Origin of the sequence: Aquabacter sp. L1I39 (assembly GCF_017742835.1) — a bacterium.
Taxonomy (GTDB): domain Bacteria; phylum Pseudomonadota; class Alphaproteobacteria; order Rhizobiales; family Xanthobacteraceae; genus L1I39.
In genome coordinates, this window is the sequence record NZ_CP072392.1 from 1,489,741 (window position 1) to 1,515,664 (window position 25,924).

General features: G+C 67.8%; 22 protein-coding genes. 1 reads left to right on the forward strand and 21 read right to left on the reverse strand.

Annotation, left to right across the window (positions count from 1 at the left end; genetic code table 11):
- Positions 1 to 93: 93 nt before the first annotated feature.
- The 13 genes from ftsH to ruvC form a co-directional block, all read right to left on the reverse strand.
- Positions 94 to 2,019, reverse strand: a complete 1,926-nt coding sequence (ftsH, locus tag J5J86_RS06445; protein ID WP_209104039.1) for an ATP-dependent zinc metalloprotease FtsH — start codon at positions 2,017 to 2,019, stop codon at positions 94 to 96.
- Between the two features lie 134 nt (positions 2,020 to 2,153).
- Positions 2,154 to 3,218: a tRNA lysidine(34) synthetase TilS gene (gene tilS, locus J5J86_RS06450; RefSeq protein WP_247658126.1), complete on the reverse strand. Its 1,065-nt coding sequence runs from the start codon at positions 3,216 to 3,218 to the stop codon at positions 2,154 to 2,156.
- The gene (gene ybgF, locus J5J86_RS06455; RefSeq protein ID WP_209104040.1) at positions 3,205 to 4,278 is read right to left on the reverse strand and encodes a tol-pal system protein YbgF; all 1,074 of its coding nucleotides are present in this window, start codon (positions 4,276 to 4,278) and stop codon (positions 3,205 to 3,207) included. Before ybgF ends, tilS begins: the two co-directional genes overlap by 14 nt.
- Positions 4,279 to 4,547: 269 nt before the next feature.
- Positions 4,548 to 5,048 (reverse strand): peptidoglycan-associated lipoprotein Pal, encoded by a 501-nt coding sequence (gene pal, locus J5J86_RS06460; protein ID WP_209104041.1) that lies wholly within the window; start codon positions 5,046 to 5,048, stop codon positions 4,548 to 4,550.
- A 401-nt stretch (positions 5,049 to 5,449) separates the two neighbouring features.
- On the reverse strand, positions 5,450 to 6,790 hold the full coding sequence (gene tolB, locus J5J86_RS06465) for a Tol-Pal system beta propeller repeat protein TolB (RefSeq protein WP_247658131.1): 1,341 nt from the start codon (positions 6,788 to 6,790) through the stop codon (positions 5,450 to 5,452).
- 196 nt (positions 6,791 to 6,986) lie between these two features.
- Positions 6,987 to 7,931 carry a cell envelope biogenesis protein TolA gene (locus J5J86_RS06470; RefSeq protein WP_209104042.1) on the reverse strand — a complete coding sequence of 315 codons (945 nt, stop codon included), beginning with the start codon at positions 7,929 to 7,931 and terminating at the stop codon, positions 6,987 to 6,989.
- Between the two features lie 10 nt (positions 7,932 to 7,941).
- Positions 7,942 to 8,394 (reverse strand): protein TolR, encoded by a 453-nt coding sequence (tolR, locus tag J5J86_RS06475; protein ID WP_209104043.1) that lies wholly within the window; start codon positions 8,392 to 8,394, stop codon positions 7,942 to 7,944.
- 3 nt (positions 8,395 to 8,397) lie between these two features.
- Positions 8,398 to 9,111: a protein TolQ gene (gene tolQ, locus J5J86_RS06480; RefSeq protein WP_209104044.1), complete on the reverse strand. Its 714-nt coding sequence runs from the start codon at positions 9,109 to 9,111 to the stop codon at positions 8,398 to 8,400.
- A gap of 212 nt (positions 9,112 to 9,323) precedes the next feature.
- Positions 9,324 to 9,851, reverse strand: coding sequence for a tol-pal system-associated acyl-CoA thioesterase (ybgC, locus tag J5J86_RS06485; protein WP_209104045.1), 528 nt, complete (start codon positions 9,849 to 9,851; stop codon positions 9,324 to 9,326).
- Between the two features lie 59 nt (positions 9,852 to 9,910).
- Positions 9,911 to 10,942 (reverse strand): Holliday junction branch migration DNA helicase RuvB, encoded by a 1,032-nt coding sequence (gene ruvB / locus J5J86_RS06490; protein WP_209104046.1) that lies wholly within the window; start codon positions 10,940 to 10,942, stop codon positions 9,911 to 9,913.
- A gap of 64 nt (positions 10,943 to 11,006) precedes the next feature.
- The gene (gene ruvA / locus J5J86_RS06495) at positions 11,007 to 11,627 is read right to left on the reverse strand and encodes a Holliday junction branch migration protein RuvA (RefSeq protein WP_209104047.1); all 621 of its coding nucleotides are present in this window, start codon (positions 11,625 to 11,627) and stop codon (positions 11,007 to 11,009) included.
- Positions 11,628 to 11,664: 37 nt separating this feature from the next.
- Positions 11,665 to 12,096 carry a DUF1772 domain-containing protein gene (locus J5J86_RS06500; RefSeq protein WP_209104048.1) on the reverse strand — a complete coding sequence of 144 codons (432 nt, stop codon included), beginning with the start codon at positions 12,094 to 12,096 and terminating at the stop codon, positions 11,665 to 11,667.
- Positions 12,097 to 12,131: 35 nt separating this feature from the next.
- Positions 12,132 to 12,638, reverse strand: a complete 507-nt coding sequence (gene ruvC / locus J5J86_RS06505) for a crossover junction endodeoxyribonuclease RuvC (protein ID WP_209104049.1) — start codon at positions 12,636 to 12,638, stop codon at positions 12,132 to 12,134.
- A gap of 148 nt (positions 12,639 to 12,786) precedes the next feature.
- Between ruvC and pstB the strand changes: the two genes are divergently transcribed.
- Entirely contained in the window at positions 12,787 to 13,644 is an 858-nt protein-coding gene (pstB, locus tag J5J86_RS06510) for a phosphate ABC transporter ATP-binding protein PstB (RefSeq protein WP_209105275.1), read from the forward strand.
- A gap of 149 nt (positions 13,645 to 13,793) precedes the next feature.
- Here pstB and J5J86_RS06515 read toward each other — a convergent pair whose 3' ends face one another.
- The 8 genes from J5J86_RS06515 to J5J86_RS06550 all read right to left on the reverse strand — a co-directional run bounded on the left by J5J86_RS06515 (position 13,794) and on the right by J5J86_RS06550 (position 25,846).
- Positions 13,794 to 14,123: a DMT family transporter gene (locus tag J5J86_RS06515; RefSeq protein ID WP_209104050.1), complete on the reverse strand. Its 330-nt coding sequence runs from the start codon at positions 14,121 to 14,123 to the stop codon at positions 13,794 to 13,796.
- A 107-nt stretch (positions 14,124 to 14,230) separates the two neighbouring features.
- Positions 14,231 to 17,644: an error-prone DNA polymerase gene (locus tag J5J86_RS06520; RefSeq protein ID WP_209104051.1), complete on the reverse strand. Its 3,414-nt coding sequence runs from the start codon at positions 17,642 to 17,644 to the stop codon at positions 14,231 to 14,233.
- A 609-nt stretch (positions 17,645 to 18,253) separates the two neighbouring features.
- Positions 18,254 to 20,539 carry a Y-family DNA polymerase gene (locus J5J86_RS06525; protein WP_209104052.1) on the reverse strand — a complete coding sequence of 762 codons (2,286 nt, stop codon included), beginning with the start codon at positions 20,537 to 20,539 and terminating at the stop codon, positions 18,254 to 18,256.
- A complete protein-coding gene (locus J5J86_RS06530) occupies positions 20,427 to 21,320 on the reverse strand; it encodes an ImuA family protein (protein WP_209104053.1) in 894 nt (297 codons plus the stop codon). Before J5J86_RS06530 ends, J5J86_RS06525 begins: the two co-directional genes overlap by 113 nt.
- 147 nt (positions 21,321 to 21,467) lie before the next feature.
- Entirely contained in the window at positions 21,468 to 21,722 is a 255-nt protein-coding gene (locus tag J5J86_RS06535) for a hypothetical protein (RefSeq protein WP_247658133.1), read from the reverse strand.
- Between the two features lie 384 nt (positions 21,723 to 22,106).
- Positions 22,107 to 23,366 (reverse strand): MFS transporter, encoded by a 1,260-nt coding sequence (locus J5J86_RS06540; protein ID WP_209104054.1) that lies wholly within the window; start codon positions 23,364 to 23,366, stop codon positions 22,107 to 22,109.
- A 371-nt stretch (positions 23,367 to 23,737) separates the two neighbouring features.
- Complete coding sequence (locus J5J86_RS06545) at positions 23,738 to 24,757, reverse strand: peptidoglycan -binding protein (RefSeq protein ID WP_209104055.1); 1,020 nt, start codon at positions 24,755 to 24,757, stop codon at positions 23,738 to 23,740.
- A gap of 3 nt (positions 24,758 to 24,760) precedes the next feature.
- Entirely contained in the window at positions 24,761 to 25,846 is a 1,086-nt protein-coding gene (locus J5J86_RS06550) for a flagellar motor protein MotA (protein ID WP_209104056.1), read from the reverse strand.
- Between the last annotated feature and the right edge of the window lie 78 nt (positions 25,847 to 25,924).

Below are 25,924 nucleotides of genomic sequence, written 5' to 3' on the forward strand. Positions count from 1 at the left end.
TACCAAGCGTCATCGCTCAATCAAGCCGGCAAACACAAAAGGCGGGTGCTGTGCGCACCCGCCTTTGTCATTCCGCGAAGTAGTAATTTACCCTTATGCCTGAGGCTGCGGCTCAATGCTGCCGGCGGGGCCACCCGGGCGGGGCCGGTTCTTGCCGGCCGTCGGCACGGCGGAGCCCCGCGGATTGGAGGGTTCGATGACCGTGTCCCGCACCGGCGGCTTGCCGTCCAGAAGGTCCACGATCTCGTCGCCGGAGAGCGTCTCGTACTCCAGCAGGCCGCGGGCAAGAGCCTCAAGGGCCTCGCGCTTCTCCGTGAGGATGCGGGTGGCCTCGGCATAGCCCTCGTCCACAAGGCGGCGCACCTCCTTGTCGATGGTCTGGGCGGTGGCCTCGGAGATGTTCTGGTGGCGCTGCATGGACATGCCCAGGAACACCTCGTCCTGGTTCTCGCCATAGGCCACCTGGCCGAGCAGATCCGAGAAGCCCCAGCGGGTCACCATCATCTTGGCGAGGCGGGTGGCCTGCTCGATGTCGGAGGCGGCGCCGGAAGTCACCTTGTCATGGCCGAACACCAACTCTTCCGCCACCCGTCCGCCCATCATGATGGCCAGGCGCGAAGTCATCTGCTCATAGGACATGCTGAGCTTGTCCCGCTCCGGCAGCTGCATGACCATGCCCAGCGCGCGGCCGCGCGGGATGATGGTGGCCTTGTGCACGGGGTCGGTGGCCGGGACATTGAGGGCGACGATGGCATGCCCGCCTTCATGATAGGCGGTCAGCATCTTCTCTTCCTCGGTCATGACCAGCGAACGCCGCTCGGCGCCCATCATGACCTTGTCCTTGGCGTCCTCGAAGTCGGACATGGTGACCATGCGCTTGTTGCGCCGGGCCGCCATGAGCGCGGCTTCGTTGCACAGGTTGGCAAGGTCCGCGCCGGAGAAGCCAGGGGTGCCGCGCGCGATCACCTTCAGGTTCACGTCGGGCGCCACCGGGATCTTGCGGGCGTGCACCTTCAGGATCTGCTCGCGACCCACCACGTCCGGGTTGGGCACGATCACCTGACGGTCGAAACGGCCGGGCCGCAGCAGAGCGGGGTCGAGCACGTCGGGACGGTTGGTGGCGGCGATGAGGATGATGCCTTCATTGGCCTCGAAGCCGTCCATCTCCACCAGCAGCTGGTTGAGGGTCTGCTCGCGCTCGTCATTGCCGCCGCCGAGGCCCGCGCCACGGTGGCGACCCACCGCGTCGATCTCGTCGATGAAGATGATGCACGGGGCATTCTTCTTGGCCTGCTCGAACATGTCGCGCACGCGGCTGGCGCCGACGCCCACGAACATTTCCACGAAGTCCGAGCCGGAAATGGTGAAGAAGGGCACGTTGGCCTCACCCGCAATGGCGCGGGCGAGCAAGGTCTTACCCGTGCCGGGCGGGCCCACCAGGAGCACGCCGCGCGGGATGCGACCACCCAGGCGCTGGAACTTCTGCGGGTCACGCAGGAATTCCACGATCTCGGTCAGGTCGCTCTTGGCCTCGTCGATGCCGGCCACGTCTTCGAAGGTGACGCGGCCATGGGCCTCCGTCAGCAGCTTGGCGCGGCTCTTGCCGAAGCCCATGGCCTTGCCGCCGGCGCCCTGCATCTGGCGCGACAGGAAGATCCACACGCCGATCAGGGCGATGAAGGGCAGCCAGGAGACCAGCAGGCTCACGAACCACGGTACGTTGTCGGACGGGGGACGGGCCGTGATGGACACGCCCTTTCCATACAGGCGCTGCACCAGCGAGGGGTCGTTGGGGGCGTAGGTCTGGAAGTTGCGGCCATCGGTGAAGGTGCCCGAAATATTCGGCCCCTCGATCACCACGTCACGCACCCGGCCCTGGTCCACGTCGGACAGCAGCTGCGAGAAGGAAATGTCGTTCGCGCTCGAGCGCTGGCCGGGGCTCTGGAAGAGCGAGAACAGCGCCAGAAGCAGCAGGACGATGATCACCCAAAGGGCGAAATTTCTCAGATTGGCGTTCATTGATCCCTCACGGGGTCCACATCGGCTGCTCCTTCGACCGAAACGGGCCTCTTCTGGCCAGCCGTCCGATGTCGCTCCCGTTGCGTCCGCCCCCTAATTTAGGAGCCGCGCCCTTCCTTGCCAAGGACGGTTACTCAAACTCCGGGTGAATTTGCCGCGACCGACCTTGCGCGGCGCTGTGGGGGCGTCCGCCGGGGCGGGGCGGGGGCAATGTCGATCCGCCCCTTGCGCAAGGTGACCACGGCTCCCGCGAGGGTTCGCCTCAGGGCCAGCCCCCCTTGCGCCGCGGACCTCAGAGCCCGGTGGAGGTCTTCCGCCTTGCCGAGTTCGGTCGGCCCTTCGGTGGCGCAATGGTCGATCGCCTGGATGAGCAGGCGCAGCGAGATTTCCTCCGGCAAGGCGATGAAGGGGCTGGCCTTCAGGTGCGCCTCGCCATCCGTCCACGGCCCCTCGCTCACCCTTCCGCGTGCATCCTCGGCGGCCGCGTTGAGCGCGGCCTCGGCGCGCGACAGGCGCTGAGCGAACAAAGCGAGCCGCGCCGCATCAAGCCCCTCCCGGGCCAAGTCCGGCGCCAAGCTGCGCAGGCGCGGGCGGGCGAAGCGGGGATCGGCATTGGAGGGGTCGCGCACATAGTCGATCCCCGCCGTCTCCACCACCGCCACCAAACGGGACTTGGGAATATCGAGGAAGGGACGCAGCAGAGCGAGGTCCCCGGAATTGGAGACGGGGCGCATGGCGCACAGACCGCTCAGGCCGGAACCACGCGCCAGCCGCAGCAGAACCGTCTCGGCCTGGTCGTCCATGGTGTGAGCGAGGGCGATGGCAGTGGCGCCACGCTCCCGTGCGAGCTGGGACAGCAGGCGATAGCGGGCGATGCGCGCCGCTTCCTGGATCCGGGCGCGCGGCTTCTCCCCCTCCCAGGTCAGGATTTCATGGCGCAGCCCCAGATGGCCGCACAACTCCGCCACCTTGCGCGCCTCCGCCCGCGATTCCGGGCGAAGGCCGTGGTCGACCGTAGCGACGAGGAAGCCTGGCCCATCCAGGAGGCCATAGCGCCACGCCCGCGCCAGCAGCATCAGCGCTGTGGAATCGGGACCGCCCGACACGGCTAAAACAATGCCAGCATGGTCGAGAAACGACGAAAAGACCTGCCGCAACTCGGCGGCATCGAAGGGCAGGTCGCCTTCAGCAGCCGACACGCTTTTGCTCCCGCTCCACCGCCTGACGGAGGGTGGAAGCGGCGCGCGGATACTTGCGATCCACCTCGCCCAGCGTGGCGCAGGCTGCCTCACGCTCGTTCAGGGCGGCCAGCGACTGGCCGAGCCGCAGCAACGCCTCGGGCGCGCGCGGCGCGTTGGGATATTTGGTGGACACCTGCAGGAAATTCTCCGCCGCGTCCTTGTAGTCCTGTCGCTGAAACAGGCTTTCGCCGAGCAGATAGGTCGCCTCCGGCACCAGGCGATCGGACGGGTGCGCCTGCAGGAACTGGCGCAGGGCCGGATCGGCAGCGGCATAATCCTGGCGCTGCATATAGCCTGCCGCAAGGTCGAACATGTCCCGTGCGCTACCCGAGGGGGGCAGGGTCGCCACCTGGGTGCCGGCCCCAGGCGGCACTGAAGCACCGCTCGCGCCAAGTTCGGTCGGAGAGACGGTAGGGCGGACAAGGCCTGCTGAGCTGCTGGCGGGCGACCCGAGCGGCTGCGGCGCCCCGGGCGCACCCGGCGTTTCGCCTGGATCGAATGCGTCGGATCTGCGCCCCGGGGCCGTTCCCACATTGGCAGGCGCGATGCCACGCGGCGGCGCGGTAACCCCCGGGACCGAGGAGGGGAGCGCGCCCGCGCCAGGAGCCGGGCGCGCTCCGCCTTCGGTCAGTGCCCGGACCTGCTGCTCCAATTGCTGGTTTCGGAACTGGAGTTGCTCGATCTGTCCGGTCATCTGGCGCAGTTGGTTCTCCAGCCGGTCCACCCGGACGGTCAGTTCCGCCTGCGCTTCTGTGATGGTGTCGGCCTGCTGGACACTGCCCGGCGGCTTGAAGAGGTCGCCGAACAGATTGCCACTGGACGATTGGGCATGAGCCGGGGCCACCGCGGCGCCCGTGGCAGCCGCGGCCAGGACGAGCGCGGCGGTCAAGCCCAACAGCGCACCACCGGCACGGGAGGCCTGCACGGTGTCAGGGGTGGATTTCCGCAACAAGGGCCTTGCCAAGGTCGCCACTCCAGCCTGGAAAGAAGGCTTCAACAGGTCGAAATCCCGCGGCATTCCGGAATGCCCTCGCGGCGAAGCAAGGGCCCTTCACCTGACGAGCGGCGAGCGGTCCGCCTGGTCCCCAAGGGACCGGCCCAGGAAGCTCTAACACTCTGATGGAGAACGTTAAACAGACCGAACGCCTGGGCGTCGGCCGGTTCCGTTCTCTAGCGTTCGATCGCGTCCAAAGTGTGACCCGGAAGCGGCCTGCAAAGCCGCCGCCTCCTTGCCACCCGGCAGCCCCCCACGCTCAAGCAGGGCGCATGCCGCAGCGAGGCACCAGATCAGGAGGCGCCGCCGGTATTGAGCACGGTAACGGCCCGTCGGTTCTGAGACCAGCAGGAGATGTCGTTACACACCGCCACCGGCCGTTCCTTGCCGTAGGAGATGGTGCGCATGCGCGCCGGATCGATGCCCTTCGACACCAGATAGTCGCGCACGCTCTGGGCGCGCTTTGCCCCGAGCGCGATGTTGTATTCGCGGGTGCCACGCTCGTCCGCATGGCCTTCGATGGTGAAGGTGTAGCGGGCATATTGCTGCAGCCACTGGGCCTGGCGATCCAGCGTCGACTGGGCCTGGGGCGAGAGGTCGGTCTGGTCGGTGTCGAAGAACACCCGGTCACCCACGGCGACCACGAATTCCTGAGGCGAACCGGGCGGGCCGGCAGCTCCCGCACCTGCACCGGCTGCGTTCGGATCCGGGGTATTGGCGCACGCGGCCAGCGCAAGCGCGAACCCGAACAGAGCGGCGAACCGGAAGCCGCGGGCGGAACCAAAACTGAGCATCCGGTGGACTCCCTTCTCAACTCGGACCGGAGTTTCCCTGTAGCAGCGTCAAGGTTAAGCGAAGGTTCCGCAGATACCGTGCTGCACCGGGGAAGCGATCCTGCAACGGCCGTCGGAAAGACAACCGCACGTCATGGTTTGCAATGGGTTTACGCGCGGCTCCGCAGAGCGAAACCGGCGATCGCTCCGTCCAGGCACCGCCCGGCCGGAAAGAGATTCTAACGGGGGCCAAGCCCCGGAAAGGGCGCCTGACCACTGGAGCAACGCCGTCGGCGAGCGCTCCATCCTCCAGGTGCGCACTGCTGATGGCGTCTTCATGGCAGAACCCGGTCGGCGGACATATGTTCGCCTCGGTTCGCATGTCGGTGGCTCGCTGCGGCAAAAATGCAACATATCCCGGCCTACGAACGCAGCGGCGACCAGGCGGGGTCCGATCCATAGCCGGGGGTGGGCACTTTCAACTCGTTATAGCCGGTCACGTCCACCGTGAAGAGATTGGGACCGCCGCCGCCCACCGGATCGCGGAAGAACATGATGACCCGGCCATTGGGCGCGAAGGTCGGCCCCTCATTGTGGTAGCCCTCGGTGAGCACGCGTTCGCCCGAGCCGTCCGGCTTCATGATGCCGATGGCAAACTTGCCTTCCGCCTGGCGGGTGAAGGCGATGACGTCGCCGCGCGGCGACCAGACCGGTGTGTTGTAGCGGGCATTGCCGAAGGAGATGCGCCGGGCGCCCGAACCATCCGCATTCATGATGTAGATCTGCGAGGTCCCGCCCCGGTCGCTCTCGAAGCAGATCTGGCGCCCGTCCGGCGAATAGCAGGGGGCAGTGTCGATGGCATTGGTATCGGTGAGGCGCGTGGTGGCCTTGGAGCGCAGGTCCATCACGAAGATGTTGGCATTGCCGCCCTGCTGCAGGCTCATGATGACCTTCTGGCCATCGGGTGAGAAGCGCGGGGAGAAGCTCATGCCGGGGAAGTTGCCCACCACTTCCCGCTGCCCGGTCTCGATATTGAGCAGCAGGACGCGCGGGTCGCCCCGGCCGTAGGACATGTAGGTGATTTCCTGGCTGGTGGGCGAGAAGCGCGGAGTCAGCACCAGTTCGTCGCCGCGCGTCAGGTAGGTCACGTTGGCCCCGTCCTGGTCCATGATGGCGAGGCGCTTCACGCGGCGATCCTTCGCCCCGCTCTCGTCGACGAAGACGATGCGGGTGTCGAAATAGCCCTTCTCGCCGGTGAGCCGCTCATAGATGGCATCGGCGATGATGTGGGCGACGCGACGCCAGTTTTCCGGCTGGGTGAAATATTGCTGACCCAGCAATTGCTGGCCGGCAAACACGTCCCACAGGCGGAATTCCACCTTCAGGCGGCCATCCCCCTGGCGGGTCACCCGGCCGGTCACCAGCGCCTGGGCATTGATGGAGCGCCAGTCGGGGAAGCGGGGGGCGAGATCCGGATTCTGGATCACTTCGAGGAAGGTCTTGGGGTCCAGCGGCGTGAACAGGCCCGAGCGCTTCAGGTCCGCGGAGACCACACCGGAAATGGCACGGCCCTGCTCCACCTCGCCGACGAAATCGGTGATGGCGATCGGGATGGGTTGGGGCGCGCCGGACTGGATGTCGATGCGCGGCGCGGCCAAAAGCGGGCGGGTGAAGAGGCCGAGCCCCCCCGCGGCCACGGTGCCGCCGAGCACCACTTGCCGGCGGCTGGGGCGGAAGAAATGGAAATCCTTGTCGTTCGACACGTCGACCCTCGCCTTCTGTATTCGGCCTCCCGAACCACCGGGGAACCCCGTCCCGCCGGCCTGGCCTTTTGTCCCACCGTGAAGCGGCGCCCGGCCGGGTCCGCCCTCTTGCGGAGGCTTTCCTGCCTCCTTAGCCCAAGTCACAGCGACCGCAGACGGTTCACCGGTCGGGCCCGCAAAGCGAGCCTGCCGGGGTCTAGCCACCGAACATGTTGGGGAAGAAGCGGGGTTCCAGCTCCTTCCACGAATCGTACTTCTCAGCCTTGAACATCGTATAAGGCTGGCACTGGATGAGCGCCCGCTGGGCGCTCAGCGCAAAGGCGTCGAACACCGCCTTCTGGTCCGGGTTCATCTGCCCGTCGGTGATCACCGGCGGCTGCGCCAGCGTGCCGTCCCGGTTAAGCCGCAGCAGGATGTACACATAGATCTTGTCATCCGAGATGTGCGGCATCTTCCAGCATTGCTTGACCTTCTCGCGGAAGGCGTCGAGCTCGGTCAGGCTGAGCGTCGGCGCATCGCCCTTCGGCGCGCCGAGCGACGAGATCTGCGATTGCGTCGCCCCGGTCGCCGCCTGGCGCTGGGGCGTGCGCTTGTCCAGCAAAGCGGCGATCTGGTCGGCGTCGAACTTCTGATTGTTCTGCGTCTTGGCGTCCGCCTGCTGCTTGGGCGGGTCCTTGGGCGGTGCCGGCTTCTTGGGCGGCAAGGGCGTGGGCGGCGTCTGCTTGGCCTCGTCCGGCTTCTGCTGCGCTTTCAGCGCCTCATCCGCCTTGGGGGGCGGAGGCTCGGCCTTGGGCTGCTGCTGCGGCTCGGGCGGCTTGGGCGCCGGCTCCGGCGGGGGGGTGGGGGCCGGAGGCGGGGCGCTCGCCTGGGTGGGCGCCACCTCTTCCTTCTCGGTCACCTTCAGGTTGGGGTCGGGGGTGGGCTTTTCAACGTCCACCTTCTCGGCCATGACCTTGGGCGGCTCGTCCTTCTTGCCCTTTTCATTGCCCTTGGTGAGCTTGGACACGTCGGATGCGCTCACCACCTCCACGGGGATGGCTTCGGGCGGCACGTCAAAGGGCCTCGGCGTCGCGAACGACACCAAGGCCAGGACGAGGATCGCCCCGTGAACAATGGTGGATGCCGTAAGTCCGACCCGCATCCCGACCCGCTCAGCTCCCCTGCTCAGCCTCGGTCACCAGGGCGACCTTCTTGAATCCCGCTCCCGACAGACGCCCCATGACGCGCATCACCGCGCCGTAATCCACCTTCTTGTCGCCGCGCACGAAGATGCGCTCGTCATAATTGCCCTTGGTCACGGCCTGAATCTTGGTGATGAGCTCCTCATACTTCACCTCGCTCTCGCCGATGAAGATCTGGCCCTTGTCGTTCAGGGACACCGTGATGGGATCCTTGCTCTGATCCATGGACTTGGCCGCCGTCTGCGGCAGGTCGATGGGCACGCCGACCGTCATCAGGGGCGCGGACACCATGAAGATGATGAGCAGCACCAGCATGACGTCCACCATGGGCGTCACGTTGATATCGGCCATGACCGGCGCGCTGCCGCGACGGCGCCCGCGCCGTCCCTGCCGCCCCCCCGCGCCGCCTGCGGACATGCCCATGGGTCAGCTCCGCTCGTCGATCTGCCGCGAGAGGATCGCGGAGAATTCGTCCGCAAATCCCTCCAGGCGCTGGGCCTGGCGGCCCGCCTGGGTGATGAACTTGTTGTAGAAGATGGTCGCGGGAATGGCCGCAATGAGGCCGATCGCGGTCGCGAACAGGGCCTCGGCAATGCCGGGGGCCACCACCGCAAGGCTGGTATTCTTGGACGCGGCGATGGATTGGAACGAGGTCATGATGCCCCAGACCGTTCCGAACAGGCCAATGAAGGGGCCGGCCGACCCCACCGTCGCCAGCACCAGCAGCCGGCTTTCCAGCCGCTCCACCTCGCGGGCGATGGTCACGTCCATCACCTTTTCAATGCGTTGGTTGAGGCCAGCGAAGGAGCGCGCCCCGCTCTCATAGGTGCGCTTCCACTCCCGCATGGCGGCGACGAAGATCGCGGCCATGGCCTGGTTGGGGCGCCCGGCGAGGGAGCGATAGAGGTCCTCCAGGCTCTGGCCGGACCAGAAGACCTGCTCGAAACGGTCCATCTCCTTGCGGGTACGGGCGAACAGCAAGGTCTTGTCGACGATGATCGCCCACACCCAGACGGAGGCCGCCAGCAGGCCCAACATCACCAGCTTGACCACGAAGTGGGCCTGGAGGAAGAGGCCGATGAGGGAAATGTCCGCCGCCGGGGCGGCAAGCGCGCTCTGTGCCACGTCGGCAGGGTTCATCGAACGTCCTCGGATGCGAAAGGCCGCGCGCGCAAACGCGGCGTTGGGTCGGACAGGACAATGGCCCGCCGACCGTCGGCTCTTTCCAGGCTGACTCTGTCCAAACTTTGACGGTTCTTACGGCGAAGCAGCATGGCTGCCTCCCCGCAATTCACACCAACAAGGTTAAGGCACCGTTATCGCTGCAACGCAACAAGCCTTCGTGCAACCGCTCAAGCTGTCGGTGCCGAGGTGCCGTCCACCGCCAAGGAATCCTCCAGCGTCGCCTTACGCAGCGCATCGGGAATTCGCCTTGCCCGGCCTTGCGAGACGAAGGCCACGCGCACATTGGCATTCACCAGTGCCTCGCCATTCCTCCGGACGCTTTGGGCCAGCATGATGGACGCGCCGGCCACCTCCTTGGAGAGCGTCACAACCTCCAGCACATCGTCGATGCGGGCAGGTTTCAGGAAATCGATCTGCATGGAGCGCACGACGAAGTGAAAGCCGGGCGCCTCGCTGGCGGCCTGCGCGAACAACTCGCCCTGCACCACGCCCAGGAGCCGCATATAGTCGGAGCGGCCGCGCTCCATGAATTTCAGATAATTGGCGTGGTAGACAATGCCCGAGAAGTCGGTGTCCTCATAATAGACCCGCAGCGTCAGGCTGTGCCCGCCGGGGATGAGGCGGCCGGACAGATGGGGATGGGCCTCAAGCTCGCCCGGCGCGGTCGCCCGCTCCCCGCTGATGTCGTTCTTCATGCAAATTCTCTCGCGGCTTCGCGCGCCCTCGCGGGGCGAGGGTACGATTGGGGCAGCACCTACTCCCCCTCGTCAAAGAGAGGCAAGCTCGATGGCGGCCGCACTGGCTCGGGAAGGCCCAGATGCCGGAACGCCCCGGCGGTCAGCATGCGCCCGCGCGGGGTGCGCTGGATGAAGCCTTGCTGCACCAGGAAGGGCTCGACGATCTCCTCAATGGCATCGCGCGGTTCGGACAAGGCGGCGGCGAGCGTCTCCACGCCCACCGGTCCGCCGTTATAATGGATCGCGATCACCGTGAGATAGCGCCGGTCCATGGCATCGAGCCCGGCATTGTCCACTTCCAGCGCCGAAAGCGCCCGGTCGGCGATGGCCCGGTCGATGATGTCTGAGCCCGCCACCAGGGCAAAGTCCCGCACGCGGCGCAGAAGACGCCCGGCAATGCGCGGGGTGCCCCGGGCGCGCTTGGCGATCTCGCGCGCGCCGTCGGGGGCAATGCCGATGCCGAAGACGCGAGCGCCACGGGTGACGATAAACTCAAGCTCGTCAATGGTGTAGAAGCTCAGCCGAACCGGGATGCCGAACCGGTCCCGGAGCGGCGTGGTCAGCAGGCCCGAACGCGTGGTGGCGCCCACCAGGGTGAACTTTGGCAGGGAGATCTTCACAGACCGCGCCGCCGGCCCCTCGCCGATGACGAGATCCAGCTCATAATCCTCCATGGCCGGATAAAGGATTTCCTCCACCGCCGGGGAAAGGCGATGGATTTCATCGATGAAGAGCACGTCGCGCTCTTCCAGATTGGTCAGGATGGCGGCGAGATCGCCGGCCTTGGCAATGACCGGGCCGGACGTGGAGCGGAACCCCACGCCCATTTCCCGCGACATGATCTGGGCGAGCGTCGTCTTGCCGAGGCCAGGCGGCCCCACGAACAGCACATGGTCCAGCGCCTCCTGGCGGGCGCGGGCGGCCTTGATGAAGATTTCCAGGTTGGCGCGCGCCTGGGCCTGGCCGACGAAGTCGGCGAGCCGCTGCGGACGCAAGGTGGCGTCAGCTTCGTCTTCGGCACGCTTCTCGCCGGCAATGAGGCGGGTCATGGAGGTCCTTGGCTTGCGAGTCGTCGGAATCTAACGCCTTGGCGGCCTGGCGCCAAAGGGCGGCCTATTTGGCCATTTCCTTGAGGCCCAGGCGGATCAGCGTCTCGGTGGGCGCCCCCTCCCCCGCCGCGCGGACGGCAGCGGCGATGGCGGCGGAGGCCTGGGCGGGGGGATAGCCCAGATTAGTGAGGGCGGAAATGGCGTCGCTGACCGCGCTCGGCAGGCCGGCCGGGGCATCGGCAAGACCCGCCCCGCCGGGAAGGATCGGCTCGAACCCGCCCAAAGCCGGCCCCTTGTCCTTCAATTCGGTGACGATGCGGGTGGCGACGCGGGGACCGACGCCGGGGGCGCGGGCCAGCGCCGCCTTGTCGCCCCGGGCGATGGCTTCGGCAAGCTCCGAGGGGCGCAAGGTGGAAAGCACCGCCAGCGCGGTCTTCGAGCCGATGCCCTGGATGCCCTGGAGCAGGCGAAACCATTCCCGTTCCGCCTCGCTGGCAAAGCCATAGAGCCGGATCAGGTCTTCCCGGACAATCATCTCGATGAACAGTACCGCCGCCTCGCCGAGCCGGGGCAGGCCCTGCAAGGTGCGGCTGGAGCAATGGACCTCATAGCCGACGCCATGGACATCCAGGAGCACGAGATCGTCCGCAAGGCCGTCCACGACGCCCTTCAATTTCCCGATCATGGGCGCGCCCCACCGTCCGGAATGCCGGAAAAGCCCATCATTTCAAACAAGCCCACAGAAGAACCCCGGTCGCTACCATGCCGAGCCCGGTGCGCACCATGTGCAACTGGCCCCAATTCTCGATCAGCCGCTGGCTGTGGGCGCCGGCCTTGTCCTCGCCAAGCGCCAGGAGCTGCCGGTTGGTGGGCATGCTGCCGATGAGGGTAAAGGGCCAATTGGCGATCAGAAGCACCGCACCGGCAAGAAACGCCCAGTCGCGAGTCAAGGAGAAGGCAATCCCGGCCAGCAGACAGCCCAGCAAGGCAAGGGTTGCCTGCATGGCGAAACCTCTCTTGTAGGCCGGCTTCCATTGGCGCAACTGTCCTGCCGGCTCCAGCATCAGCCGGGCGGGCTGCTCGGCCACGTTGATGTAGAAGGCCGCGCCCGTGAATACGGCCGACACCACCAAAGCCAGATGGCCCCACAGCATGAACGATCCCTCGCGCGCCAGACCCGGCCATCATCCTACCTCGCCGCGCGCAGAAGCGCAGCCGCGCCACGATGATGGGCATGTGTGACGGCCACCGCCAGCGCATCGGCGGCGTCCTCGGTCTTCGGGTCCGCCTTCGGCAGGAGGACGCCTATCATCATGCGAATCTGGGCTTTTTCCCCACGGCCTGTGCCCACCACGGTCTTCTTGACCAGAAGCGCGGCATATTCGGCCACCGAAACGCCCATCATTGCGGGAGCAAGCAGGACCACGCCACGGGCTTGGCCGAGCTTCAGGGTGGAGGAGGGGTTCATGTTGACGAATGTCTCTTCCACCGCCGCCTCGTCCGGCTGGTAGCGCGCGAGCACCTCGGCCAAGCTCTTGTAAAGACACGCGAGACGCTCCGCCATGGGGGCGTCTTCCGGGGGCAATATGGTGCCGCAGGCCACATAAGAGAGGCGCGAGCCCTCCGCCTCCACCACCCCCCAGCCGGTGCGGCGAAGGCCGGGATCAAGTCCAAGAATGCGAATCAGGCCGGCCATGGGCCCAAACTGCGCCGGACGCCCCGGCGGGCCAAGGGGAAAGCGCGGAAGGCGCGCGTCCACATGACGGTTCGGTGACGGACATGGCGCAAAGACCCTTGCGGCATATGGGTTTATGGTGGCTTTCAGCATCGACGGAGCCGCTTCTATGTCGCTGGAAAGTCCTGCTTTTTCACGTCCCGGGCCGATCCCGGCGGGGATTGCCGGCGGCGGGCCGGAGGCGCCGGTGGCGCTGCCCTCGGCCCCTGCTTTGGCGATCAAACTGGATGTCAGCCATGTGGGATTCCACTATGGCGCGAAGCTGGCGCTGAAGGATGTGTCTTTGCCGGTCTATGATCGACGGGTAACGGCCTTCATCGGCCCCTCGGGTTGTGGCAAGTCCACTTTGTTGCGTGTTTTCAACCGGATGTATGATCTCTACCCGGACCAGCAGGTGACCGGGCATGTGTTCATGGACGGGGCCGACATTCTCTCCCGGCAGACCGACCCGATCGCGCTGCGCGCCCGGATTGGCATGGTTTTTCAAAAGCCTACACCCTTTCCCATGTCCATATTCGACAATGTGGCCATGGGCATCCGGGTGGCCAACGACCTCTCCCGGTCGGAACTGGAAGGGCGGGTGGAAGATGCCTTGCGGCGGGCGGCCTTGTGGGAGGAAGTGAAAGACTGCCTGAAGAAAAGCGGGACAAGCCTTTCGGGCGGTCAGCAGCAACGCCTGTGTATCGCTCGCACCATCGCGGTGAAGCCGGACATCATCCTTCTCGATGAACCCTGCTCCGCCCTCGACCCCATTACAACGGCCAAGATCGAGGATCTGATCGACGATCTGAAACGCGAATATACGATCGTTATCGTCACCCACAACTTGCAGCAGGCGGCGCGCGTGTCCGACTATACAGCTTTCATGTATCTGGGGGAGATCGGCGAATTCGGCCCCACCATGGAGCTCTTCAACACCCCACGCGAGGCGCGCACACGTGACTATGTGGAAGGGCGCTTCGGTTAGCGGGACCGAACTTGCGTCATAAGACACGCCCCAGATTCAGGACGAACTATTTCCGCAATTTTTTCTTATATAAATGCACGGAGGGAAGATTAAATACATCGACCTTTCGCACTGATATACTGAACGTGCAGAGACTTCCTCGCAAAATCCTAGTGCGAGACGCTGTTCGACATCAGGTTGACCACCAAGACGCCGGCAATGATCAGGCCGAGACCCACGATGGCCGGCATGTCCAGCTTCTGGCCGTAGAGAATGACGCCCGCTCCCGCCACCAGCACGATGCCGACCCCCGACCAGATGGCATAGGCAACCCCCACCGACATGGTGCGCAAGGTCAGGGAAAGACAATAGAAGGCAATGACATAGCCGATTGTGACGATCACGCTCGGCCACAGCTTGGTGAAGCCTTCTGAGGCCTTGAGGGCCGAGGTGGCGATCACTTCCGCGCAGATGGCGATGAAGAGCAGGAGGTAGGTCATGGCCAAGTTAAGGGGGACCTACAGGGCCAAGTCAACGCTTTCCAGCAGCATTGAACTGCGGTGAAGTGACCGCGGAGGACAGGGTGATCTCGGTCACAACACCCGCCTTAATGAAAGTTCCTCCCGCGCGGCATGGCCGCGCCCACGGAGGCGGGGTCCGGCACCCCGGGAAGGCGGGAATCGGGCGGCCCCGACAGCCCCGCTCCACCCCCCTCTTCCCCCCCTTCTCGCATCCCATCCATCCGCGCCCGGATCTCCGCCGCCCGGCCGCCCGGCGCGCGGCCACCCCGGGCCTTGCCCAGTTCGTCGGAGGGCATGAGGGGGGCGATGCGGGTGCTCTGCGTCCCCACCTCTTCCAACAAGGAGCTCCAATCCTCCACCTTGTCGGCCACCAGGTGGATTACCCCCCCTTCGTTCTGGAGCCGGCCCTGCACCCCCACCAGGCGGGCGCCCATGACCTGCGGCCGGAAGGTCTCGAACACCCGGGGCCAGATGATGATGTTGGCCCAGCCGCCCTCATCCTCGATGGTCATGAAGATGACGCCGCTGGCGGTGCCCGGCCGCTGGCGCACCAAAACCAGGCCGGACAAGGTGAGCCGGCGGCCCGAGCGCAGCTCCGGCAGGCGGTCGCAGGGGGTGACGCCCCGCTCGGTGAGGCGCGGGCGCAGGAAGGCGACCGGGTGCGCCTTCAAGGAGAGCTTGAGATGGCGATAATCCGCCACCACCTGCCCGCCCGGCGGCAGGATGGGCAGGTCCACGTCCGGCTCGCGGGGGGTGGAGGCGGCGCGGAACAAGGGCAGATCGTCCTTGTCGCCGGACCGGCGCAGGCCCCGCACCGCCCAGAGCGCGGACCGCCGGTCGAGCCCCAGCGAGCGGAAGGCATCCGCCTCCGCCAGCCGCTCCAGGCTTGAGGGGGGGAGGCCCGTGCGCAGCCACAGGTCGCGCACGCTGTCATAGCCGCGCCCCCGCCGCTCGGCCACGCGGCGCCCGTCCACCTCCTTGAAGCCTTCCACCTGCCGCAGGCCGAGCCGCACCGCATGGGCGGCGTTGAGGTCCCCGATCATGTCCCCATGGCGGGGATGGAGCCGGGCGCGGGACGGCAGAGCGGTGGCCGGTTCATCCCCCGCTTCCCGCTCCAGGCCATGGTCCCAGGCGGAGGCGTTCACATCCACCGGGCGCACGGCGACGCCATGCTCCTGGGCATCGCGCACCAATTGGGCGGGGGCGTAGAAGCCGAGCGGCCAAGCATTGAGCATGCCGGCCAGGAACACATCCGGATAGTGGCACTTGATCCAGGCCGAGGCATAGACCAGCAAGGCGAAGCTCTCCGCATGGGAGCGCGGGAAGCCATAGGAGCCGAAGCCCTCGATCTGCTTCCACAAGCTCTCGGCGAAATCCCGGGAATAGCCCTTGGCGGCCATGCCGGCGATGAGCTTGTCGTGGAAGGTGCCGATGGTGCCCACGCGCTTGAAGGTAGCCATGGCGCGGCGCAGTTGGTCGGCCTCGCCGGGGGTGAAGCCGGCGCCCACAATGGCGATCTGCATGGCCTGTTCCTGGAACAAGGGCACGCCGAGGGTGGGCTCCAGCACCTCCCGCAATTCCGGCGAGGGATAGGAGACGGGGTCCAACCCCTGCCGGCGGCGCAGATAGGGGTGCACCATGCCGCCCTGGATGGGGCCGGGCCGCACAATGGCCACCTCCACCACCAGATCCTCGAACTTTTCCGGCTTCAGGCGCGGCAGCATGGTCTGCTGGGCGCGGCTTTCCACCTGGAACACGCCCACCGAATCCGCCCGCTTCAGCATGGCATAGACCCGCCCGTCCGCCCACGGCACGTCGCTGATGCGCGCGAAATGCCGGCCATAGCGCTGGTCCAGCAGGGCAAAGCATTTGCGCAGGGCGGTGAGCATGCCCAGCGCCAATATGTCCACCTTCAGCAGGCCCACCTGCTCCAGATCGTCCTTGTTCCATTCGATGATGGGCCGCTCCTCCATGGCCGAGCGGGTGAGCGGCACGGTCTCGTCCAGCCGGTCATGGGTCACCACCATGCCGCCCACATGCTGGGAGAGATGGCGGGGAAAGCCGTTCAGTTCGCGCGAGAGCGCCAGCGCCTGGGCGAGGCGCGGATCGGTGGGGTCGAAGCCGAGCCGCCGCGTCTCCTCCGCGCTCACCCCGCCCGAGGACCAGCCCCACACGGTGCCCGCCAGCGCGCCCACCGTGTCTTCCGACAGGCCGAACACCTTGCCCACCTCGCGCACCGCCGAGCGGGTGCGATAGGTGGTGGTGGTGGCGGCAAGGCCCGCATGGGCCGCGCCATAGCGCTCATAGATGAATTGGAGCACCTCGCCGCGCCGCTCATGCTCGAAATCCACGTCGATGTCGGGCGGCTCGTTGCGGTCAGCGGAAATGAAGCGCTCGAACAGGAGCGAACTCTTCATGGGGTCCACCTCGGTGAGGCCGAGGCAGAAGCACACCGCGGAATTCGCCGCCGATCCCCGCCCCTGGCACAGAATGTCCCGGCTGCGGGCAAAGCCGACAATCTCGTTCACGGTGAGAAAATAGGGCGCATAGCCCAACTGGCCGATAAGGCCGAGCTCATGGGCGAGGAGCCGGCGCACCTTCTCCGGCACCCCATCCGGATAGCGCTGTTCGGCGCCGCCCCAGGCGAGTGCGGCCAGCGCCTCCTGGGGGCTGGCAAAGCCCTCCCGCGCCTCGCGCGGATAGGTGGGCTTCAACTGGTCCAGCGAGAAGCCGAGGCGGGAGAAGAAAGAGAGGCTCTCCGCCACCGCCTCCGGCGCCGCGCGAAACAGGCGGGCCATCTCGCGCGGCGGCTTGAGGTGGCGTTCGGCATTGGGCTCCAGCAGCCGTCCCGCCCCTTCCAGCGTCACATGGGCGCGGATGCAGGCGAGCACGTCCTGCAAGGGCCGGCGCTCGGCCGCATGATAGAGCGCATCCCCCACCGCCAAAAGCGGCAGGCCCGCCCGGCGCCCGGTCTCCGCCAGGCGGGCGAGGCGCCGCCCGTCATCGCCGAGGCGCGGCATGGTGGCGGCGAGCCAGAGCCGGCCGGCGGCGGCCTCTTTCAGGCCCGCGAGAAAGCCGGGAAAGGCCTCCGGCAGCCGGCGGGGCGGCAGCACAGCAAGGCACATCCCCTCCTGCCAATCCAGGAGATCGGCCAGGGTGAGCAGGCAATCGCCCTTGTCCGCCCGCATGTTGCCGGTGGTGAGCAGGCGGCAGAGCCGGCCATAGGCGGCCCGGTCGGCGGGATAGGCGAGGATGTCCGGCGTGCCGTCGGCAAAGGCGAGCCGCGCCCCCACCGCCAGCGGCAGGCCCACAGCTTTGGCCTGGGCATGGGCGCGCACCACGCCGGCCAGCGTGTTGCGATCGGCAATGCCGAGGCCCGCATAGTTAAGCGCCTGCGCCGCCACCACATATTCCTCCGGATGCGAGCCGCCCCGCAGGAAGGAGAAATTGGTGGTGACCGCCAGTTCCACATAAGGCGGGGGCGCGGGATGCGGGCTCATGGGGCGCCTCCCGCGGGAGGGCTCAATGGCGCACGCGGCGCTCTTCGGGGGCGCGGAGCCGCTCCCCCGCCCGGGCGCGGGGGAAAAGAGACCCCGCGGCGCGCAAGATGCCGGCACCGGACAGCATGCCGAAGGCTTGGCGCGCCGGCGGCCTTCGGCGCGCGGCACGCCTTCAGAAGGGGACGACGAGGGAGCGGGGCAGAGGCGGCCCGGGACCGCCGGGGCATGGGCCGGCCGAGGCGGGGCGCAGGAACGGGGGGCGCAGGAAAGGGAGGAAGGACCGGAGCGGGCCGGGGCGCGACCGACGACAGCCAGTACCCCAGCCGGACGCCGCGCGGCGGCTGGGACCGGGGCGCCGGGAAGGGCCGGACCGCCCGCCCGCACCGCCACGTTGGCGTGGGCGTGGGCGTGGGCATGGGCGTGGGCGTGAGCCTGGGCTCTCCTGCCTCCTTGCACAGGGCATCGGGCCGGGCGGGCGCGCTGGACAGGGAAGGGGAAGGGGAAGGGGAAGGGGGCGAGGGCGCGGGAGGGGCGGCGGCCCCTTGAGATCGCCCCCTGGCGCCAGGTGCGCGGCGCAGGGGGAGACGCGAAAGATCCATGGCCGCCGCCTCAGCCGAACTGGCCGTGCACATACCAGGCCGGCAGATGGGGGCCCGTGCCGTAGAGGCCAGCGCGGAACAGCCAGAAGCGGTGGCCCTCCACCGTCTCCACGCGGAAATAATCGCGGGTGGGAGAGAGACCATCCTCCCGCCACCAGGGCGCGGCGATGCGCTCCGGCCCCTCCGCCCGCAGCACCAGATGCGTCACCCGGCGCCAGCGGAAGCGCAAAGGCGGGCCGTCCGGCACCTCCGCCACCGCTTCCGCCGGCTCGGGATAATCCAAGAGCCTCAAGGGGCGGGCGGGGCCGGAAAGATCGGGGCGCGACGCATCCGGCATCCCCTCCACACGCGCCGCCCGCGCGACGGGGTGTCCCCCGCGCGGCGGGGGGCTCGCCGCCCTGCCGTTGCTCATGGGAGGCCGCAGGCCGGGACTGGACGCAAGACGAGAAGCCCTCTCCTCCCGCCCGGACGGCGGGGGAACCGCAGGAGCGGACGGGGGATTCCCCAGGCGCGTTTGCACCGCCCCTTGCACCGCCCCTTCGCCAGCGGCGGACGGGCTTCCCTTCGGCCTTTCCTCGCCCAGCCCGGCGAGCCCGGCCGCAAGCGGAGAGGGCGTCTCCCCCGGCCCGGACGACAGGATGAAGGCGGGAGGGGGCGGCGCCGCCTCCAAGCCCGCCGTCAGCACCACGTGAAGGCCGGGGCGGCGCGGGGCGATGGCCGATGTGCCACCGTCGCCCCCGTGGGCCGGCGGGCTCGCGCGGGAGGCGAGAGAAGGGGGCGTCTCTCCCGGCCCGGAGGGCGGACGGAGGGAAAAAGGAGAGGCCGTCCCTCCCCGCCCAGGCGTCGGGGGAGTGGCGGGAGCGGAAAGGCTATTCTCCGGGCATACGGGCAGCGCCCCGTGCAGCCTCCCTTGCCCCGCCCCTTCGCCAGCGGCGGACGGGGCGGCCTTTTCTTTCGGCCTGCCCTGCCCCAGCGTTGCGCGTTCGGGCGCGGGCGTCCCCTCAGCCGGCACCGGCGGGGCGCGGAAGGCGCGGGCGGCACCGGCTTGCCGGGCATAGTCCTGGGCGGGGACGAGGCGGCCGGCGGCCTCGGGCATGTGGGCGTCGGCGCAGGCGGGCACCAGCACCTGGGCGCGGCCGAAGCGGGCGGCGAGGCGGTCCAGCAGCCGGTCCACCGCCTCCTCCGCTTCGCGCTGCGCATCGAAGCCGTCCTGGCGGGCGTCCATGGGCTCGGCCAGCGGCGCGGACAGGCGGATGAGGTCGAAGCCGAAGCCGGCATCAAGGCTGGAGAGCTGCGCCACCTTCTCGGCGAACAGGCGCTGGATGAGGGCGGGGTCGCGCAGCGGCCGGCCGGTGCCCACGTGGAGGCGCGTCACCTTGCCGTCCACGCGGAACAAGGCAAGGTCCAGCCGCCGGGCGCCGAGGCCGTGGCGCTCCATGAGGCCGGCGAGCGAGCCGGCCAGATGCCGGGCAAGGCCCAGCACGTCCTCCACCCGCTCCACCGGCTCGGCGAGCGCCTTGTCCACGCTGAAGCGCGGCGGGGGAAAGCGATAGGTGAGCGCCGCCCGCCCGCCGATGAGCGCGCCATCCAGCCGGTCCATGAGGTCGGCGCCGAAGCGGGCGGCGAGCGGGGCGCGGGGCTTGTCCAGGAGGTCGCCGATGCGGGTGAGGCCCAGCCGCGCGAGGCTGGCCAGCACGGCCGGCGCCAGGCGCAAGGCGGCGAGCGGCAGGGGCGCGAGGAGGGGGCCCAGCTCCGTTCCCTCCGGCACGATGAGGCTGCGGCCGCCGCTGAATCGGGCCAATGCGGCGGCGCCACCGGGCGTGGCGGCGATGGCGGCGCGGGCGGAAAGGCCCACGCTCGCCACGCGGGCGAGCAGGTCGCGCGCCAGCCCCGCCTCGCCACCGAACAGATGGGCGCAGCCGGAAATATCCAGGATCAGCCCGTCCGGCCCGTCCAGCGCCACCAGGGGCGTATAGCGGGCGCAGGCCTCGGCGAGGTCCTCCAGGATCTTCTGGTCGGCCTCCGGGGCGTGCGGCTCCACCACGAGGGCGGGATGGCGGGCGCGGGCATCGGCCAGGGAGAGGCCGGCGCCAAGGCCGAGCGCGGCGGCGGGCGCGTTGAGGGCGGCGAGGCGCAGGGCGCTTTTTTCCATGCTCACGGTCACCCGTGGCAGGGCGCGCTGGTCAGGCGACAGAGGCCGTTCCAGCCGATCCGTGGGCAGGCGCTCCAGCCAGAGCGCCAGATAGCGCCGGCCGGGGGACGGGCTCGCGGGGGAGGACGGACGCGGGGTGGTCATGCCGCGCCTCCCCGTCCGCCCCGGCGAGGCGGAAGCCGGCGCCATTCACTTCCAGCGTCCAGGCGCCGGGCGGACCCATGCGGTTGCGCACCAGGGCGGCGGAGAGGCAAGGCGGCCCGAGCCCGCCATAGGCGTCCGGTTGGCTGGGGGCGGGTGCGAGCGTCCAGCGGGTGCGGGCGGCGCAGGGCTCGGCGCTGCGCACGGGGCGCAGCAGCAGGCCGAGCGTACCCCCCGCCTGCGCGGCGAGCGCCAGGCGCCGGGTGGCGGTGAGGGCCTCCGGCAGGGGGGAGGCCACCTCGCCCAGAATGGCTGACAATCCCGCGCATTTCAGAGCCTCCTCCATCACCAGCAAGGCATCCTGCGCCTTGCGCACGCGCACCAGGATGAGGCTGCCTTCCGGCAGCCCCCGTTCGGCAAGGCCCGGCCCGTAGAGGGTGCCGGCCTCGAGCATGGCAAGGTCCTGCTGGACCACCAGGACCGGCCGCCGCATCTGCCGCCCGGCGCGGGCAGCGACCGCCAGCGCGAAGGCCATGAGCGCCCCCTCCCCGCGCGGCGCGCGGACGGAGGCCTCGTGCAGGGCACCGAGCGTGAGCCCGCCGCCGAGGCACGCATCCACCTCCGGCACGCCCAGCGGCAGGCATGCCTCCCCGGCCGGGGCGCACAGCCCCTCCCGGGAGGGGGAGGGGCCGGACCCCGGGCGTGTCAGGGCGCCACCCCGCTCGAGCGCGGCAATGCGCTGCCGCAGGCCCGCAATCTCCATTGCGTCCGAAGGAGCCATCATCCGGCCAGTGCTGTTTGTGTGTTCTCTATTTGTTCTTATAGATTCCGAAAGCCGGCGCGGGAGTCAAGCCGCTCCCGCCGCGCCAGGTCTTGAATGTCTGAAATTGGGAGATGAAAGAGGCCCGGCGCCTAAGCGCCGGGCCAAGCATCACGCCATCGCCGGAAAGTCCGGCGGAAGACGGTCTGCAGGTGCGACATCCGGGCGGATACGCCCCTTCATCACATCCGCGATGCGCCCCTGATTAATGACAAAATACGAGGCGATAACCTCGTACTTGTACCCCATCTGGCGCGCCAACTTGATCACTGCGACAACGGCCGCAGGAAGCTGAGACTTCATTTTTTCGACCTTTCGAAAGCCGAAAGGCAGTTGACGTTTCACATGAAGCGCATCAAAGTGCACGTCGTGATCACGCCTAAAACCGCCTTACGGCGGGGCTTTAAAGACCCGCGAGGCTTTGCAGAGCCTCGTGGGTTTCGCTTTTTGGCACCCGATTCGGGTACCGTCTGCAATCTTCATTAACTTTAATCGATTCTGCAACCGGCTTTTGCAGGTCCTGGGAACTATTTGCATAGACGCCTAGGTGCCAGAGCTTTTTTAGCCTTCCCTGCCAGACTCCGCTCCTCTATTCGGCAATGAGCGTCACGCAAAATTGCCATAGCGTTGTACTCAACGCGCCGTGAGAGTCTTCGTTTTATCGAAACTCATCCATAGTTTCGCCACATATACTACCTGACCCTAGAAAGGCCCGCTGTCAGTAGGATAGGAGACAGGATCTCCTCTTAGCTAACCTCCCTCCCGGTGGGCCACGTCCTCCATGCGATCCAGGCGCCGCAAGGGCGGGCACAGGAGAAATCCTGCAACAGTCACACCCAGAATAAAGAGCCCGCCCGCCGCCACCGCCGGCACCGCGCCCATCAGCCCACCCATGAGACCGGCGCGGAAATCGCCCAACTCATTGGAGGCGCTGATGATCACCTGATTCACCGCATTCACGCGGCCCTGCATGGCATTGGGGGTGGCCAATTGGACCACGGTGGTGCGCACCACCACGCTCACCATGTCGGTCGCCCCCGCCACGGCCAGAGCGAGGCAGGAGAGCGCCAGATTCGTCGACAGGCCGAAGGCGAGGATCGCCACGCCATGCAGCGCCACCGCCGCGAAGAAGATGGGCCCCGCATGGCGCGCCAGCGGCCGGCGGGCGAGAAGCAGCGCCACAATCACCGCCCCCACGGCCGGGGCCGCCCGCAACAGGCCGAGCCCCACCGGGCCGGCATGGAGAATGTCCTTGGCGAAGACCGGCAGCAGGGCAACCACCCCGCCCAGCAGCACCGCGAACAGATCCAGCAGGATGGCGCCGAGAATCAGCGGCTGGCTGCGCACGAAGGCGATGCCGGCGAGGACGCGGGCGGCCATGGTGACGCCATGGAGGCCCGTCTCGCTCAAAATGGCCGGGGGAATGTGCATGCGCGCCCACACCAGCGCCGAGCCGAGGCCTAAGAGCGCCACCGTGCCATAGGCCACGTCCCGCCCGGCCAGCAGCAGCAGCCCCGCCGCCGCCGGCCCGGCGATCACCGCGAACTGGCTGATGGTGGAGGCCCAGGCCACCCCGCCCGCCAGTTGCTCGGGCGGCAGGATTTGCGGCAGCAAGGCGGGCAGCGCCACCCGGTTGAAGGCCGCGCCCACGCCAAACAAAGCGGTGAGCCCGATATAGGGCGCCACCCGCTCCACCCCTTCCAGCCCCAGCAGCAGGAAGCCGAAGGAGGCGCCGCACATGATGATGGAGGAGACGGTGAGCAGGCGCGCGCGGCTCACCCGGTCCGCCCAGTCGCCGATGACGAGGCCCAAAAGCACCATGGGCACGAACATGGCAAGGCCCACATAGCCGAGCGCCACCGGGTCGCCGGAAAACTCATAAATGTGCCAGCCCACCACCACCGCCTGCATGCGGGTGACGAGGTTGCTGCCGAGCCGCCCCGCCAGATAGGCGCGAAACCGCGCATCACGCAGCGCATCGGGGCGGGCGGGGGCGGGATCGGCGCTCAAGGGAAACCTGCGAAACGGTGGGCGGCACGGGGCCGTGCTCTCGCGTTTACGCCCTTCTGCCTGGAGTTCATAGCTACCAAGCGGTCTTAGATATCGGATCTTTGAGACGCCTAAACGCTTCGCTTTATAGATGGCCGTCCGTAAAGGGAAACGTGGCCGCCACCGCCTCGATTGACGTGCAAAATGCCACGCTTTTCGAGTTCACGTAGGACAGCCTTGATCTCTGCCTCTCTAAGCGGAGCAACAAGCCGAGTAATCTGGTACACGGATTTAAAGGGTGCCCCACAGGGAAGTACTGACAATATATCCTCTTCAAGAGCGTCTTTTAATTTCATAAAACACTCCCTGAAAAACCCCAAAGAACGTCCCCCTCACCGCTCCGTCAGCTTCAGCTCAATCCTTCGGTTGCGCGAGAGCGCGTCGTCGGTGGTGCCGCTGTCGAGGGGCTGGTATTCGCCGAAGCCGGCGGCGATGAGGTGTTGGGGCTGCACGCCCTTGGCGATGAGATATTGCACCACCGCGATGGCGCGGGCGGCGGACAATTCCCAGTTGGAGGGGAATTGCGGGGTGGAGATGGGGCGGTTGTCGGTGTGACCGTCCACCCTGAGCGCCCAGTTGATGTCGGGGGGGATCTTTTTTTCCAGCTCAAGAATGGCCGAGGCCAGGGGATCGAGGGCGGCCAGCGCCTCCGGGCGCAAGGTGGCCGAGCCGCGGTCGAAGAAGATTTCCGACTGGAACACGAAGCGGTCGCCGACGATGCGCACGTCCGGCCGGTTGCCAAGGATCTCCCGCAGCCGGCCGAAGAATTCCGAGCGGAAGCGGCTCAGCTCCTGCACCCGTTGGGCCAGCGCCACGTTGAGGCGGCGGCCGAGATCGGCGATCTTGGCCTGGCTTTCCTGGTCGCGCTTCTCGGAGACGTTGAGCGCCTCCTCCAGCGCCGCCATCTGCCGGCGCAAGGCGGCGATCTGCTGGTTGAGAAGCTCCACCTGGGAAAGCGCGCGCGCCGCTGCGTCGCGCTGCATGTCCACCTCGCGGGAAAGCGCCTGCTCGCGGGAGGGGTCGGGCGCGCCGGGGGCGGTGGCGATCTGGCCGCGCAGCCGGTCGCGCTCCGCCTCGGTGGCGGCAAGGCTGGCACGCAGCGTGCTCAATTCCCCTTCCGCGCCCTGGCTGGCGGCCCGTTCCAGGGACAAAAGCTCGGTCAATTGCCGGATCTGGGATTGCAGGCGCTGGAGCACCGTGTCCTTGCCCGACATTTCCTGCGTCAGGAAGAACTGGGTGATCATGAAGACGGAGAGCAGGAAGATGAAGACGAGCAGCAGGGTGGACAAGGCGTCCACGAAGCCGGGCCAATAATCGATGGTGCGGTCGCGGCCGCGCCGTCCGAGCGCCATGGCTCAGGCTCCCCTCTTGCCATGCGTCTCGTTCTCGAACGCCTCCATGCTCTGGTCCAGCCGGTCCACCACCCGGCGCAATTCCTGCTGCTGGGCGCCCTGTACCTCGATCATCTGCTTCAACAGCGCCTGTTCGGAGCGCATGTGGGTGACAAGGCCCTGGAGGCTCTCGGCCAGGTGCGCCATGGCGGTGGTGACGCGCTGGGAGCCGGCCTCCGTCATGGTGCGCTCCAGCCGCTCGATGGCCACCACGAGCGGCTCCACATCAAGGGCGGGCGGCGGCGGCAAAGCAAGGGTGGGCAGTTCGGGGTGGGCGATCACGGCCTGCCGCGCCACCGGCACCGGCGCGGGCGGGCCGGCGGGGCCATCGCCAATGTCGCGCACGGTGGTGGAGAGCCAGTCTTCCAGGTCCGTATAAAAGCGGTTCTGCGCCTGCCCCGCCTGGAGATCCAGGAAGCCCAGCACCAGCGAGCCGGCAAGGCCAAACAGCGAGGACGAGAAGGAGATGCCCATGCCGCCCAAGGGCGCGGCAAGGCCCCGCTTGATCTCCTCGAACACCGAGCCGCTGTCCGGCTGGATCTCCAGCGCGCCGATCACCCCGCCAATGGAGGAGACGGTCTCCAGCAAGCCCCAGAAGGTGCCGAGCAGGCCGAGGAAGACCAGCAGGCCGGTGAGATAGCGCGCCGTGTCCCGCGCCTCGTCGAGGCGGGTGCCGATGGAATCCAGGATGGAGCGCATGGTGGCCTGGGAAATGGCCATGCGGCCCATGCGGTCGCCGAGCAGCGCCGCCATGGGGGCGAGCAAGGTGGGCGCGCGCGAGACGGCAAGGCCAGGATCGGCGAGGCGGAAGGAATTCACCCATTCCACTTCCGGGAACAGCCGCGCCACCTGCCGGATGGCCAGGATGATGCCGATGGCCAGCACGCCGAAAATGACGCCGTTGAGGCCGGGATTGTTCATGAAGGCGTCGAGGATCTGCCGGTAGAGCACCGCCGCCAAGGCCAGGCAGAGCGCCAGGAAGATCAGGATGCGCACCAGGAAGATGCGCGGGGAGGAGACCTTGAGGAAAGGATCGACGTTGCGCGCCATGGATGCTCCCGCGTCCTTCCAGCCCTGAAATCCCGGCCCGCACGCCACCGGCGCAAGGCGCGCGGCGGTGCCGGACTG

Coding starts and splice junctions, on each gene's coding strand:
- ftsH (WP_209104039.1), bottom strand. CDS start 2,019: ATGAACGCCAATCTGAGAAATTTCGCCCTTTGGGTGATCATCGTCCTG.
- ybgF (WP_209104040.1), bottom strand. CDS start 4,278: ATGCCGCGGGATTTCGACCTGTTGAAGCCTTCTTTCCAGGCTGGAGTG.
- pal (WP_209104041.1), bottom strand. CDS start 5,048: ATGCTCAGTTTTGGTTCCGCCCGCGGCTTCCGGTTCGCCGCTCTGTTC.
- J5J86_RS06470 (WP_209104042.1), bottom strand. CDS start 7,931: ATGCGGGTCGGACTTACGGCATCCACCATTGTTCACGGGGCGATCCTC.
- tolR (WP_209104043.1), bottom strand. CDS start 8,394: ATGGGCATGTCCGCAGGCGGCGCGGGGGGGCGGCAGGGACGGCGCGGG.
- tolQ (WP_209104044.1), bottom strand. CDS start 9,111: ATGAACCCTGCCGACGTGGCACAGAGCGCGCTTGCCGCCCCGGCGGCG.
- ybgC (WP_209104045.1), bottom strand. CDS start 9,851: ATGAAGAACGACATCAGCGGGGAGCGGGCGACCGCGCCGGGCGAGCTT.
- ruvB (WP_209104046.1), bottom strand. CDS start 10,942: ATGACCCGCCTCATTGCCGGCGAGAAGCGTGCCGAAGACGAAGCTGAC.
- ruvA (WP_209104047.1), bottom strand. CDS start 11,627: ATGATCGGGAAATTGAAGGGCGTCGTGGACGGCCTTGCGGACGATCTC.
- J5J86_RS06500 (WP_209104048.1), bottom strand. CDS start 12,096: ATGCTGTGGGGCCATCTGGCTTTGGTGGTGTCGGCCGTATTCACGGGC.
- ruvC (WP_209104049.1), bottom strand. CDS start 12,638: ATGGCCGGCCTGATTCGCATTCTTGGACTTGATCCCGGCCTTCGCCGC.
- pstB (WP_209105275.1), top strand. CDS start 12,787: ATGTCGCTGGAAAGTCCTGCTTTTTCACGTCCCGGGCCGATCCCGGCG.
- J5J86_RS06515 (WP_209104050.1), bottom strand. CDS start 14,123: ATGACCTACCTCCTGCTCTTCATCGCCATCTGCGCGGAAGTGATCGCC.
- J5J86_RS06520 (WP_209104051.1), bottom strand. CDS start 17,644: ATGAGCCCGCATCCCGCGCCCCCGCCTTATGTGGAACTGGCGGTCACC.
- J5J86_RS06525 (WP_209104052.1), bottom strand. CDS start 20,539: ATGACCACCCCGCGTCCGTCCTCCCCCGCGAGCCCGTCCCCCGGCCGG.
- J5J86_RS06530 (WP_209104053.1), bottom strand. CDS start 21,320: ATGATGGCTCCTTCGGACGCAATGGAGATTGCGGGCCTGCGGCAGCGC.
- J5J86_RS06545 (WP_209104055.1), bottom strand. CDS start 24,757: ATGGCGCTCGGACGGCGCGGCCGCGACCGCACCATCGATTATTGGCCC.
- J5J86_RS06550 (WP_209104056.1), bottom strand. CDS start 25,846: ATGGCGCGCAACGTCGATCCTTTCCTCAAGGTCTCCTCCCCGCGCATC.